This is a genomic window from Frankia sp. ACN1ag, assembly GCF_001414035.1.
Classification (GTDB): domain Bacteria; phylum Actinomycetota; class Actinomycetes; order Frankiales; family Frankiaceae; genus Frankia; species Frankia torreyi.
In genome coordinates, this window is sequence record NZ_LJPA01000006.1 from 92,235 (window position 1) to 105,084 (window position 12,850).

At 75.0% G+C, this 12,850-nt stretch carries 9 protein-coding genes; 5 read left to right on the forward strand and 4 right to left on the reverse strand.

Features of this window, described 5'->3' with window-relative positions:
* Nucleotides 1-13: 13 nt before the first annotated feature.
* Complete coding sequence (locus UK82_RS06955) at nt 14-2,731, forward strand: sensor histidine kinase (RefSeq protein WP_055406660.1); 2,718 nt, start codon at nt 14-16, stop codon at nt 2,729-2,731.
* A 40-nt stretch (nt 2,732-2,771) separates the two neighbouring features.
* Nucleotides 2,772-3,977, forward strand: coding sequence for a DNA polymerase III subunit beta (gene dnaN, locus UK82_RS06960; RefSeq protein ID WP_044884634.1), 1,206 nt, complete (start codon nt 2,772-2,774; stop codon nt 3,975-3,977).
* Between the two features lie 115 nt (nt 3,978-4,092).
* Here the strand turns inward: dnaN and UK82_RS06965 are convergent, their stop codons facing one another.
* The 4 genes from UK82_RS06965 to UK82_RS06980 all read right to left on the reverse strand — a co-directional run bounded on the left by UK82_RS06965 (nt 4,093) and on the right by UK82_RS06980 (nt 8,066).
* The gene (locus UK82_RS06965; RefSeq protein WP_044884633.1) at nt 4,093-4,905 is read right to left on the reverse strand and encodes a DUF3105 domain-containing protein; all 813 of its coding nucleotides are present in this window, start codon (nt 4,903-4,905) and stop codon (nt 4,093-4,095) included.
* A 160-nt stretch (nt 4,906-5,065) separates the two neighbouring features.
* Complete coding sequence (locus UK82_RS06970; RefSeq protein ID WP_082121789.1) at nt 5,066-6,421, reverse strand: coenzyme F420-0:L-glutamate ligase; 1,356 nt, start codon at nt 6,419-6,421, stop codon at nt 5,066-5,068.
* Nucleotides 6,414-7,400 carry a 2-phospho-L-lactate transferase gene (gene cofD, locus UK82_RS06975; protein ID WP_044884632.1) on the reverse strand — a complete coding sequence of 329 codons (987 nt, stop codon included), beginning with the start codon at nt 7,398-7,400 and terminating at the stop codon, nt 6,414-6,416. The genes UK82_RS06970 and cofD overlap by 8 nt, the downstream gene beginning before the upstream one ends.
* 57 nt (nt 7,401-7,457) lie before the next feature.
* Nucleotides 7,458-8,066: a TetR/AcrR family transcriptional regulator gene (locus tag UK82_RS06980; RefSeq protein WP_044884631.1), complete on the reverse strand. Its 609-nt coding sequence runs from the start codon at nt 8,064-8,066 to the stop codon at nt 7,458-7,460.
* Between the two features lie 367 nt (nt 8,067-8,433).
* Here UK82_RS06980 and UK82_RS06985 point away from each other — a divergent pair, with 367 nt between their 5' ends.
* From UK82_RS06985 to UK82_RS42405, 3 genes are all read left to right on the forward strand, one after another.
* Complete coding sequence (locus UK82_RS06985; RefSeq protein WP_044884630.1) at nt 8,434-8,730, forward strand: hypothetical protein; 297 nt, start codon at nt 8,434-8,436, stop codon at nt 8,728-8,730.
* A gap of 261 nt (nt 8,731-8,991) precedes the next feature.
* On the forward strand, nt 8,992-11,718 hold the full coding sequence (locus tag UK82_RS06990) for a bifunctional FO biosynthesis protein CofGH (protein ID WP_044884629.1): 2,727 nt from the start codon (nt 8,992-8,994) through the stop codon (nt 11,716-11,718).
* A gap of 449 nt (nt 11,719-12,167) precedes the next feature.
* Nucleotides 12,168-12,842: a WhiB family transcriptional regulator gene (locus tag UK82_RS42405; protein ID WP_055406661.1), complete on the forward strand. Its 675-nt coding sequence runs from the start codon at nt 12,168-12,170 to the stop codon at nt 12,840-12,842.
* The last annotated feature ends 8 nt before the right edge of the window (nt 12,843-12,850 follow it).

Here is a 12,850-nt window from a genome sequence, read left to right on the forward strand (position 1 = left end):
ACGGGCCAGACTGATGTCCGTGCCGGTCAGTGCCGCACTCGGCGCCTCACTCAGCGCATCGGACGCGCTCACCGCCGTCATCGTGCGCACCTTCGCCGTGCTGCGGGTGCTGGGCCTGGTCACCACGGCGCTGTACCTGGCGGTCTGGTGGTCCTGGTACGGCCGGCACCCGCTGGGGCTCGCCGCCGCACTGCTGGAGCTCGCCTGGGGGCTCGGCTACGTGGCGCTGACCCTTCGTCGCGGGCTCGGCTCCGGGTTCGTCCTCGCCAACGTCGGCGCGGGTGCGGCCGGGGCGCTCGCCGCCGGTGCCGCCGTTCCGGCGGTGTCCGTCGGCGGTGCGGGGACCTGGGTCTACCTCGGCTGCGCCCACGCGGCCCTGGTCGCGGGCGCGATGACCAGCCGGCGGGTGTTCGCCGGCGTTCTGGTCACGCTGTGCGCCGCCCTGGTGGGCGGGGTGGGCGTGGCCGGGTGGCTCGCCGCGGCCGTGCCCACCGGCGTGGGCTGGACGGCGTCCGCGGCGGCGCGCGCGGCGTTGGATCCCGGCGGCGCCTATCGCCGGGTCGCCGTCTCCGTTCTGCTCGTCACCTGCCTGTCCCTGCTCACCCGGTTCGGGGTGGGGCGGCTGCGGGCGACCGCGGGCAGGGCCGACGGCCGGCTGCGGGCGGCGGCGGACCATGAGCGGGCCGAGACGATCGCTGCGGCCCGTGCCCGGGCGGAGCGGGAGCGGGAACGGGTCCTGCACGACACCGTGCTCAACACCCTCGCCGGCATCGCCTGGGGCGGTGGCGACGACGCACGGCTCGCCCGGACCCAGGCCGAGGATGCCATCGCCGCCGTGCAGGGGCTGCTCGACGGCCCGGCCGGCACGGCCACCCGCAGCCTCGACGCCCGGCTCGACGCCGTCGCCGACGCCGCCCGGCTGCGCGGGCTGCGGGTGCGGCTCGGCCGGACCGGCAGCGTCGGCATGCCCGGCTCGCCCCTGCCGGGCACCGCGAGCGGGCCGGACCTGCCGGCCGAGGTGGCGGCCGCGCTGGCCGCCGCGACCGCCGAGCTGCTGTCCAACGTCCGCCGGCACGCCGGCACCGGCCAGGCCTGGGTCACGGTGCACCGCACCCCGACCGCGGTCGGGGTGATGGTGCGGGACGAGGGGCGGGGTTTCGACCCGGCCGCCGTGCCCCCGGATCGGCTCGGGCTGAGCCGATCGGTGCAGGCCCGGCTCGCCGAGGTCGGCGGTCGCGTCCGGCTGGCCGCCGCCCCCGGCCGCGGCACCCGGGTCCTGCTGACCTGGGCGCGGACCGCGCCACCCGCCGACCCGGGCGCCGCGGACGGGCCGCCGGGATGGGCCGGTTCGGCCGCCGTCCGCCGGGCCTCGTCCGCCCGGCAGCCCCAGGCTCTGTCCGCCCGGCTGTCCCAGGCTCTGTCCGCCCGGCTGCCCGGTGGGCTGTCCGCCCGCCCTCCCGGTGAGTTGCCGGCCCGGACGTCCGCGGAAGCCGGCGAGGCGGGACCGAGGCTGGCGTCCGCCGAGGGGCTGCGCGACGTCTACACCGCGAGCCTGCGCCGCGCGGTGGCCTTCGCGGCCGTGATCTGGTACCCGTTTACCGGGCCGGTGCTGCTCGTGCTGCCCGGCGGGCTGCGCACGTCTCCGGCGGCCATCGGGCTGTGGCTCCTGCTCGGTGCCGCGGTCGTCGTGGTGACCCGGCGGGTGCGCCGCCGCCCGGCCACCCGGCTCGAGGCCCTCGGCCTGGTGGCGTGCGGGCTCGCGGTGATGGTCGCCACCGCCGCGCTGGTCGGCACCGCCGATCCAGGGGCGAGTCGGGTCGCGGCCTGGCCGGTGCTGGTGCTGCCGCTGCTGCTCATGCAGGTCACGGTGTCCCGGCCGGCGGTCGAGTGGATCGCCGCCCTGGGGTGCGCGGCCGCCACGCTCACCGGCGTCGCGGTGTTCGGCGCCGTGCCGGGGCCGTTGCCGTTCGCGCAGCTCCTCTCGGCGCTCAACGCCCTGGCGGCGTTGCAGATCATGGCCGCGATGGGCGGGCCGGTGCTGCGCCGTTCGGCGGACGCGGCGGCCCGGGCTCTCGGGCGGGAGGCCCGCCTCGCGGCCGGGCGGGAGGCCGAGGTCCGGATCCGGACGGATCGGGCGCGGACGCTCGGCATGATCGAGCGTGAGGTCCTGCCGCTGCTCGCGGCGGTGCGCGACGGTCTGCTCGACCCGCGTGACCCGGCGGTGCGCGAGCGGTGCCGGCGGTTCGCCGCCATGATCCGCCGCACCCTCGTCGCCAGCCACACCGCCGCGCTCGGCGACCTGGCGACGGCGCTGTTCGACGCGGAGTCCCGTGGCGTCCGTATCGACGCCCAGGTCGCCGGGGATCTGCGGGTGGCCCCGGCGCCCGTGCGCGCCCGGCTCGAGGCGCTGCTTCCGCGGGTGCTACAGGCGATCCCGGGCCCCCGGGCGCTGCTCACCCTGATCTGCGACGCCACCGGAGGCAGCCTCACGCTCACCGCGGCGGGCACGGCGATCCCGCCGGACTGGGCGCGTGCGATCACCGGCCCGGGCCCGGGGGCCCCCGGCGGCGCGCCCCGGCCGGGCGCCACGGCCGTGGCGGTCAGCGCGGACGGCGACGACGGCCAGCTCTGTCTGCAGATGAGCTGGGTGGTGGCCGCCGGTGGCGAGACCGACCCGGCGGCCGGCGTGCCCCGCGGCGCCGGCCGGGCGACGGCGAACACCGATCGGTGAATGCGGCAATTTTCGGCCGTCGGCGGGGACAATCGGCCCCATGAGGTTCAGCGTGGAACGCGACGTGTTCGCCGACGCGACCGGCTGGGCCGCCCGGCATCTCCCGAGCCGGCCGGGTCTGACCCCGAACGTGCTGACGGGCCTGCTACTCGAGGCGGCGGCGCCGGCGGCCGGCCCGCAGCCGGGCGCCGGCCTGCTCGTCTGTGCCTTCGACACCGAGGTGGCCGTGCGGGCGCCGGTGGCGGCGGCGGTCGAGGAACCGGGCCGGGTCCTGGTGCCCGGCCGGCTGCTGGCGGACATCGTGCACAGCCTGCCCGCGACGACGGTCGAGGTCGCCGTCGACGGCGACCGGCTGGTGCTGCGCTGCGGCAGCGTGCGCTTCACCGTCCCGCTGATGGACCTCGCCGACTATCCCGAGCTGCCGCGCTTTCCCGCCCCCATCGGCGAGGTGAACACTCTCGGGTTCGCCGCGGCGGTCGGCCAGGTCGCCCCGGCGGCCGGGCGGGACGAGACGGTGCCGGTGCTGACCGCGATCCGGCTGGAGATCTCCGGGCGCGGCCTGGTCCTCGCGGCCACCGACCGGTACCGGCTGGCGGTGCGCGCCATCCCCTGGCAGCCGACCGTCGACGATCCCTGGGCCCTGGCCCACGTGCCGGCCAAGGTGCTCGCCGAGGTGGCCCGCACGCCCACCTCGGCCTCCCGGATCGTGATCGGGCTCGACCTTGCCGACCCGGCGGGCGCCCGGCTGGGCCTCGCCGCGGCCGGGCGGCAGACCATCGTCCGGCTCATCGACGGCACGTTCCCCAACTACCGCAAGCTCCTGCCCGAGACGGCCGCGTACACGGTCACCGCGCAGACCGCCGCGCTCGCCGCCGCGGTCCGCCGGGTGGCCGTGGTCGCCACCCGGACCGCGCCGCTGCGCTTCACCTTCACCCGGGACCAGGTCGTCGCGGAGGCGGGGGACGGCAGCGGGGCCCAGGCCAGCGAGACGATCCCCGTCGAGTACTCGGGGCCCGAGCTGTCCGTGCTGTTCAACCCCTCGTACCTGCTGGACGGGCTCGGGGCGGTGGAGGACGACGAGGCGACCATCGGGTTCGTGGCCGCCGACCCGGCCGAGGCCACCGCCCGGCCGGCCGTGCTCACCGGCAAGGACAGCGGCGGGGTCCGCGGCCCCGGCGGCGGTCCCGTGGACGAGGGCGCCTTCCGCTACCTGCTGATGCCGATTCGCACCGGCTCCGCCGCCTGACCCAGGCCCGGGTCACGGGCGCCGGCCAGCCGGTGGGGGTCTCGGCCAGCCGGCGGGGATCGGTCGGTCGGCGGGGGTCGGTCAGGGTGCGGGGTCGGTCAGGGTGCGGGGTCGGTCAGGGTGCGGGGGTCGGGCTGGTGGGGGACAGCGACATGGTGCCCGCGCCCGGCGTGGGCGTGGCGGCGGTCGCGCCGGCCGGGGCCGTCAGCGGGCCGTCGGCCGACACGTCGAGGGTGCCGCCCTGCGCGCCCGACTCGGGGGCGGTCGGCGAGTCCCAGGTGGCCCCGGCCGGATCCGGGTTGGCGTGCTTGGCGACGAAGTCCTTGATGACGGCCGCGGAGACGGTGGTGCAGCGCTGGGTGCGGTCCCAGGCGGTCAGCACGAAGTGCTTGCCATCCGGGAACGCCGACCGGGTCCAGGGAACGCCGATGAACCGCGGACCGGCGTTGGCGGCCAGCGACCGCAGCTTCTCGACCTGGGCGGCCGGCAGGCTCTTGTCGTACCACCCGACGATGAAGCCGTGTTCGAGGTTGTGGACGGCGCGCTCGACCGGGATGCCCGACGCCGGGTTGTAGAACGCGATGCCGTCGGGCAGCGGGTCGGGGTTGTGGCTGCCCGAGGACGGCGGCGACGCCTTGTAGCTGACCGCCGTGCTGACGTGCGTCGAGCCCTGGGAGGCGTCGTTCACGGTCCCGGTGCAGCCGGCCGCGGCTGCGGCCGAGGAGGCCGCCGTCACGTAGCCGACCTCGCGAGTCTTGTTCTTCGAGTGGGTGTCGGCGACGCTGTAGATGATGATCCCGACCAGGAGCAGCACCACGACGAACCCGGACGTGCCGTAGATGAGCAGCGCGCGCCGACGTTCGGCGCGCTTCTGCTCGCGGCGCAGCTGTTCGAGCCGGACGTTGCGCTCGGCGCTCTTCTTCCCCACGAAGACAGATCCTACGAACTGTCGAACCAGTTCTGACAGGCAGGATGCGTTCGACCCGCCGGAGGGCACCCAGACCGCCCGGTTTCGGCGCCCTGCGTCACCTCCATACCGTCACGTTCCACCCGGTAACCGGGCGTAGCGGACGCCCGGTGCGGGGAGGTCACCGGCGCAGGAGGAACGGCTCCGGATCGCGGGGCGGGCGCGGGGTGGCGGGCGCGGCGGCGTGCCCGACGCCCACCGCGCCCATCGGCACCCAGCCGGCCGGCAGGTCGAGCACCGTGCCGACCACCTCGGCGCAGAACAGCGTCGAGGAGACCCAGCAGGAGCCGAGACCCTCGGTGGCCAGCGCCACCAGCAGGTTCTGCACCCCGGCACCGACGGCGACGGTGAACATCCGTTCCTCGGCCGCCGCCCGGCGGGCGTCGGGGTAGGGGTGTGCCCCGTCCAGAACCATGATCGGAACGATGAGCAGCGGGGCGCGGCGCAGCACGTCCCCGCGCCGCAGCCGCCGGTCCACCGCGGCCTCGTCGAACCCGTCGCGGCGCAGGTCCTCGGCCCAGGCGGTGGCCATCGCGGCGAGCAGCTCGGCGCGCCGCTCGGTGACCAGCACGAAACGCCACGGGGTGGTGTGATGCGGGGCCGGGGCGGTCAGTGCCGCCGCGACCGCCCGTTCGACCGCGGCCGGGTCGACCGGGTCGGCGGTGAACTCCCGCACGGTGCGCCGCTCGCTCAGCGCCGCCCGCCGCGCCTCCAGCGAGCCGAGGCGGAACATGTCCTCGCCGCTCGGCCGCAGCAGCGAGCGCGCCCCCGTCCCGTCGTCGGGCAGCCGGCCGTACCCGCGCACGACCGCCACCGGGGTGGCGCCGAGCTTGCCCTTGACCAGGTCGGCCGCAGCCGCCAACTCGTCGGCCTCGGCGACCTCGGTCATGCCCAGCTCGTTGCCGTAGCCGTCGATGTCGCCGATGTGGCTGCGCAGCGCGGCCATGCCCGCGACACCGATGGCCATGTCGGTCAGGCCGCGCCGCCACGGCCGCCCCGCGGTGTCGGTGATGACGACCGCCACGTCCACGCCGAGCAGCGCCGCGACGCCGGCCCGCAGCCGGGCGGCGCTGGCGTCCGGATCCACCGGGAGCAGGGCGAGGGAGTCCTTGGCGATGTTCGACGCGTCGACCCCGGCACTCGCCAGGACGAAGCCGTGATGCGTCTCGACGATCCGGGTCGGCCCGCGGCGGGCGACCTCGCGGACCGACTCGCCGTCGATCGCGGACTGGCGGGCGGCTTCCCGATCACCGGCAACGGTGATCAGCCGTCCCTCGGCCTTGGACACGATCTTCGAGGTGACGACGAGGACGTCGCCGTCGGCGAGCGGCCGGCCGGTCGCGGCCGCCGCCGTGGCCACGGCGGCGGCGAGATCGTCACCCGGCCGGATCTCCCCGATCCCGGTCAGCCCGAACACCGTCAGCGTCCCGCTCGGCGGCACCCCCGCGGGTCCCCCGGACCGCTGCTGCTCAGACACCGGCGACCTCCAGCGCCGCCCGGACGATGGCCACCGTCGCCGCCAGGTCGGTCATCAGCAGGGGCCGGGGGAGCACGGTCGCCCCGGGTACGACCGCGCCGGCGTCGACCGTGTCGACCAGCCAGCCGTCGAGCAGTCCCGCCGGCGACCCGGCGCCGGCCGCCTCGGGTGGCGCCGCCGCCCGCCCGCGACCCCCGTAGTGCACCCCCACGGCCTGCGCGGACGTCTCCACGCCAATGGCGGTCAGGCAGGCGTCGGCCATCCCGCGCACCGCCGCCCCGCCGATGATCGGCGAGACCCCGACGACCGGCGCCGCAGTCTCCCGCACGGCGTCCCGGATGCCCGGCACGGCGAGGATCGTGCCGATCGAGACGACCGGATTCGAGGGCGGGAGCAGCACGACATCGGCCTCACCGATGGCGTCGAGCACCCCCGGCGCCGGCTTCGCGGTCTCCGCCCGCAGCGGCACGATCGCCTGGGCCGGCACGGCGGCGCGCAGCCGCAGCCACCATTCCTGGAAGTGCACGGCACGCTGGCCGTCCTCGTCGGCGATGACCACGTGGGTCTCCACCCGGTCGTCTGTCATCGGCAGCAGTCGCACCCCGGGCTTCCAGCGTTCACACAGCGCCCGCACCACGTCCGACAGCGGGTAGCCGGCGTCGAGCATCTCGGTGCGCACCAGGTGGGTGGCGAGGTCGCGGTCGCCGAGCCCGAACCAGGCCGGTCCGACCCCGTAGGCGGCGAGCTCCTCGGCCACGACGAACGACTCGTCCTCGCGGCCCCACCCCCGTTCGGCGGAGATCCCGCCGCCAAGGGTGTACATCACCGTGTCGAGGTCGGGGCAGATGCGCAGGCCGTGCAGGGTGATGTCGTCGCCGGTGTTGCCGATCACCGTCACGTCGGCGTCGGGCAGCGCCGCGAGCACGCCGCGCAGGAAGCGGGCGCCGCCGATCCCGCCGGCCAGGGCTGTCACTCTCACATCAAGCGATCCTGGCACCGACGCCCGCCGGGTGGGTCACCGGCCGGTCGGGGCGCGTCAGCCGAGCCGGGGGCGGGCGAACAGCGGCGCGACCCAGCCGTTGAACTCCGGCCGGGCGGGTAGCGAGGTGTCCCGGCAGAACGAGGCCAGCAGGAAGTGCACGAGATGGCTGGTCGGCCGGCTGGGCGCCGGGTTGGCCAGGCCGCCCTCGATCGTGGCGACGACCGCGTCCGCGGCCAACGCCCGGTCGGCCTCGGGCACGTAGTCGTGCACCGCGGCCAAGGCGAGGCCGTGCAGCCAGGCGTGCAGCCGCTCGTGGTACTCCATCACCGGCTCGGCGTGCGGGGCACGCTCGGCGACGCACGGATGCAGCGTGCGCCGGCGTTCCACCGAGTCGAGGGCGAGGAAGAGCTTGTCCGCCGGGTCTCCGGGCAGGCCCGCGATCCGTTCCACCTCGACGTCGAGCAGGCGGTTGAGCACCGCTGCGAACGCGTGGTCCTTCGACCGGAAGTACCAGTAGACGGACCCGGGCTCGATCCCGGCGGAACGGGCGATCTCCGCGATGGACGTCCCGGCGAAACCGCGGGCCAGGAACTGTTCCTCGGCGACGGCGAGCAGCGCGTCGATCCGTTCTTCGCGGGGAACCTCCTGGCGGTTTCGTGGCACCTGATCAGCGTAACGACTCCGGCGCCTGGGGAGGAGTGATTCGTATGGAAGCACACGGCGCCCGGCTGCGATACCCAGACGTCGCCCGGAGCAAACGTCGACATCTGATGAGTGACGCACCTCACATGAATGTGGGTGCCAGTAACCCGCCCTTGCGAATCCGGTGGCATCCGGGCAGGTCAGGGGCCTGCCGTGGAGGGGTTCGCGGATAACCGGGCGGTCGTCCGGGGATGACCGGATCGTCATCCCGCCGTCTTCGCCAGGGTGCCGGCCGGGATGTGTCGTCGCTCACCCGGTTTCTCTTGATTCCGGTTAGAGAGAGCTGTGAGAGTGAACGTGAGCTCTCCACGTCGCTGGAAGGACCGTCATGTCCGACATCAGGACCACCAAGAGCCTCGAAGCCCTGTCCGCCTCCCTCAACCGCGCGCTTGCGGGGGCGCGGGCCCCCCAGGTCGTCGCCGCCCGCCGGGCGCAGATGCGGCGGTCCGCGGCGATGGCCGCCGCGTCCCCCGCCCACGGCGAGGCCGACCAGCCGCACCGCCGCGCCCAGGCCGAGACGGACGTCCTCGCCGCCCGCAGCCGGACCAACATGCTGATCGGCACGCTCGACCGGTTGCGCCGGCCCGGCACCGGATGGCGCGCCGCCGGCCGCGCCACTCCCTGATCCAGACGGGCGCTGATCCGTCCGGGCGCCCCGGGCCGCCGGCGTCCCCCGCTGCCGGCGTCCCGGGGTTCGTCCCCGGCCCGCACCCGACCCCCGGCGACGCCCTCCCCGGGATGCCCCAGGTTCCGGCTCCGCTGTGGTGTCGTCGCTTCTGCTTCTGTCCGCAACCCCGTGTCCCTTCGACACCGGTGGCGACGGGCCGGGCCCGTCGACCCGCCGGGCGGCGGCCGACCCGGCGCCACTGGAGAACCTGAGGTACTCATGACCAGTACGGCGGCGACTCCCGACGGCGTGGGCGGCCAGGCGGCCGAGCCCGGCCACGACCCGGGCCTGCCCCAGCCGTCGCCGAGCGCCGACGCCGTGCCGTCCGCGTCGGCGATGCGCCGAGCGCTGCGCCGGGCCCGTGACGGCGCCACCCTCGACGCCGTCGAGGCGGCGGTGCTGCTGGCCGCCCGCGGCGAGGATCTCGCCGATCTGTGCGCGTCGGCGGGCCGGGTGCGCGACGCGGGCCTGGCCTCCCTCGGCCGCCCGGGCGTCGTCACGTACTCGCCGAAGGTGTTCATCCCGCTGACCCGGCTGTGCCGGGACCGCTGCCACTACTGCACGTTCGCCACCGTGCCGCACCGGCTGCCCGCGCCCTACCTCACCGTCGACGAGGTGCTCGACATCGCCCGGGCGGGCGCGGCGGCCGGCTGCGCCGAGGCGCTGTTCACCCTGGGCGACCGGCCGGAGGACCGTTGGCCCGCGGCCCGGGAGTGGCTCGACGCCCACGGCTACGACTCGACGCTGGGCTACCTGCGCGCCGTCGCGATCGCTGTGCTGGAGGAGACCGGCCTGCTGCCGCACCTGAACCCGGGCGTGCTGAGCTGGGCCGAGCTCGCCCGCCTCAAGCCCGTCGCCCCGTCGATGGGGATGATGCTGGAGACGACGGCGACGCGGCTGTGGTCGGAGCCGGGCGGCGCGCACTTCGGCTCGCCCGACAAGGAGCCGGCGGTCCGGCTGCGGGTGCTCACCGACGCCGGCCGGCTGTCGATCCCCTTCACCACCGGCCTGCTGCTCGGCATCGGCGAGACCCGGGCCGAGCGCGCCGAGACGATCTTCGAACTGCGCGGGCTGGCCCGCCGGTACGGCTCCATCCAGGAGGTGATCGTCCAGAACTTCCGGGCCAAGGACGACACCGCGATGCGCTCCGCGCCCGACGTCGGCGCCGAGGAGCTGGCCGCGGCCGTCGCCGTGACCCGGATCGTGCTCGGCCCGACGATGCGGGTGCAGGCCCCGCCGAACCTCGTCGACACGGCCGAGTGCGCCCTGCTGCTGGCCGCCGGCATCGACGACTGGGGCGGCGTCTCGCCCGTCACCCCGGATCATGTCAACCCCGAGCGTCCCTGGCCGGACCTGGACGTGCTGCGCGAGGTGACGGCCCGGGCCGGCTTCTCGCTGCGCCCCCGACTCACGGTGTACCCGTCGCACCTGGACGAGCCGTGGATCGACCCGCGTGTCGCCGGGCATGTGCGCGCGCTGGCCGGCCCGGACGGGCTGCTCGCCGGGGGCGCCCGACCCGTCGGGCGGCCCTGGCAGGAGCCCGACGGCGGTCTCGGTGACACCGGCCGCGTCGACCTGCACACCGCGGTCGACACCGTCGGACGCCACAGCGCCACCCGGGCTGACTTCGACACCGTCTACGGCGACTGGGAGTCGCTGCGGGCGGAGGTCAGCGCGGCCGGCACGGGGGTCGACGGCGTCGTGGGCACCGGCAGCCGCGCCGTCGCGGCCCGGGCCGCCGCCGGTCTCGGTGCCGCCGGTGCCGCCGGTGCCGGCGCGCCGGAGCGGATCGACCCGGAGGTGCGGGCCGCGTTGCGCCGTGCCGGCACCGACCCGGCCGGGATCACCGACGCCGAGGCCCTGACCCTGTTCGGGGCCGAGGGGGCGGCGCTGGAGGAACTCTGCTCGCTTGCGGACGGGCTGCGCCGCGACGCGGTGGGCGACGACATCACCTACATCGTCAACCGCAACATCAACTTCACGAACGTCTGCTACACCGGCTGCCGGTTCTGCGCGTTCGCGCAGCGCCGCGGGGACGCCGACGCGTACACGCTGTCGCTGTCGGAGGTGGGCAGCCGGGCCGCAGAGGCGTGGTCGGTCGGCGCCACCGAGGTCTGCGTGCAGGGCGGCATCCACCCGGACCTGCCCGGCACGGCCTACTTCGAGCTCGCCCGCGAGATCAAGCGGGCGGCCCCGGGGCTGCACCTGCACGCGTACTCCCCGATGGAGGTCCTCAACGGGGTCACCCGGACGGGGATGTCCGTCGAGGACTGGCTGGTGGCGGCGCGGGAGGCCGGCGTCGACTCGATCCCGGGCACGGCGGCGGAGATCCTCGACGACGAGGTCCGCTGGGTGCTGACCAAGGGCAAGCTGCCCACGGCGAGCTGGGTCGAGGTGGTCAGCACCGCGCACCGGGTGGGTCTGCGCTCGACGGCCACGATGATGTACGGCCACGTGGACACCCCGGCGCACTGGGTCGCGCATCTGCGGCTGCTGCGCCGCATCCAGGACTCCACCGGGGGCTTCACCGAGTTCGTCGCGCTGCCGTTCGTTCACCACAGCTCGCCGATCTACCTGGCCGGCGTGGCCCGGCCGGGCCCCACGGTGCAGGAGAACCGGGCGGTGCACGCGATGGCGCGCATCCTGCTGAACGGCTCGATCGACAACATCCAGTGCTCCTGGGTGAAGCTCGGCGTCGACGGCTGCCGCTCGGTGCTCGTCGGCGGGGTGAACGACATCGGCGGGACGTTGATGGAGGAGACGATCAGCCGGATGGCCGGCTCCCAACACGGCTCGCGGCGATCCGTGGCTGAGCTGGAGGAGGTGGCCGCCGGGGCGGGTCGTCCCGCTCGGCAACGGACCACGACGTATGGGCGGGTGCCGGACGAGCGCTTTCACGCTGCCCGGGGCGGCCCCGTCCGGACCATGCTGCCGGTGGTGTCCTGACACCCGCCAAGTCGGCGCCATCAGAAACTACTCTAAGTAGTCGCGAGGGTCGGCTTGGCCGGAGGTGATGCCTGGCCGTTATAGGTTTAAGACGCTTGTCTGATTGCGTCACTGCCCGTTTAGGCCCTTTATGTCCGTTAGCTTCGGGCGGCATAATGCGGTCATCGCCGTCGGACCGATTGCACACAGTTACTGATCGGAAGGCCGCCTGGACCCTCGGCGATGGTGTGCAGTGACTGTGAGCTATGTTCTCATCGCTGGTTGTAGAAGATGTTGCGCCGGTGGGGTTGANGCGACCGACTCGGAAGCGTGTAATTACCGGCGTGTCATTCCCCTCGCTGGCGGGGTTCGTGCGGTAGTGCGTCGCCTGACCGGTGTGGAACCAGTCACCTGCGCGCCGGCGCCCAGGGGGTGGCCGACCGCACCGCGACGGGTCTGGAGGAGTCCCCATGGAGCACACCGACGCGGGCGTCCACACCGTCCTCGCGGACGTCGAGCGTCCCGCTGAGCATGACCCGTTCGGTGACCACTCCGAGCGGGTGCTTGCCGAACGGCCCACCCAGGCCACACCTGAGCCGTGCCTGCGGCCGGCGCTGGCCGCGGCCGGCGTCCCACCGGCCCGGTCGGGCTCGCCCGACCTCGGCACCGGTGCCACCCCGTTCGCCCTCGGCCCGGGGGCCGGGGCGGACGTCGACGTCATCGTGCGCGCGGGCGATGAGGTCGACGCCGACGACGACCCGGCCGTCGACGATCCCGACGTCGACGATCCCGACGTCGACGATCCCGACGTCGACGAGCTGGCCGTCGACGAGCTGGCCGTCGAGGCCGCCGACGACCCCACCGGCGACCTGCCGGACACCCTCGCCCCAGTGATCGATCTGGGGCTGGGTGACCTGCTCGGCGAGGCGATGGAGTGGCAGGAGCGCGCTCTGTGCGCGCAAACCGATCCCGAGGCGTTCTTCCCCGAGAAGGGTGGCTCGACCCGGGAGGCCAAGCGCATCTGTTCGGGCTGCGAGGTCCGGGCCGAGTGCCTCGAGTACGCCCTGGAGAACGACGAACGGTTCGGGATCTGGGGCGGCATGTCCGAACGGGAGCGACGCAAACAACGGCGCCGAGCGGTCTGAACCCGGGC

Coding starts and splice junctions, on each gene's coding strand:
- UK82_RS06955 (WP_055406660.1), top strand. CDS start 14: ATGTCCGTGCCGGTCAGTGCCGCACTCGGCGCCTCACTCAGCGCATCG.
- dnaN (WP_044884634.1), top strand. CDS start 2,772: ATGAGGTTCAGCGTGGAACGCGACGTGTTCGCCGACGCGACCGGCTGG.
- UK82_RS06985 (WP_044884630.1), top strand. CDS start 8,434: ATGTCCGACATCAGGACCACCAAGAGCCTCGAAGCCCTGTCCGCCTCC.
- UK82_RS06990 (WP_044884629.1), top strand. CDS start 8,992: ATGACCAGTACGGCGGCGACTCCCGACGGCGTGGGCGGCCAGGCGGCC.
- UK82_RS42405 (WP_055406661.1), top strand. CDS start 12,168: ATGGAGCACACCGACGCGGGCGTCCACACCGTCCTCGCGGACGTCGAG.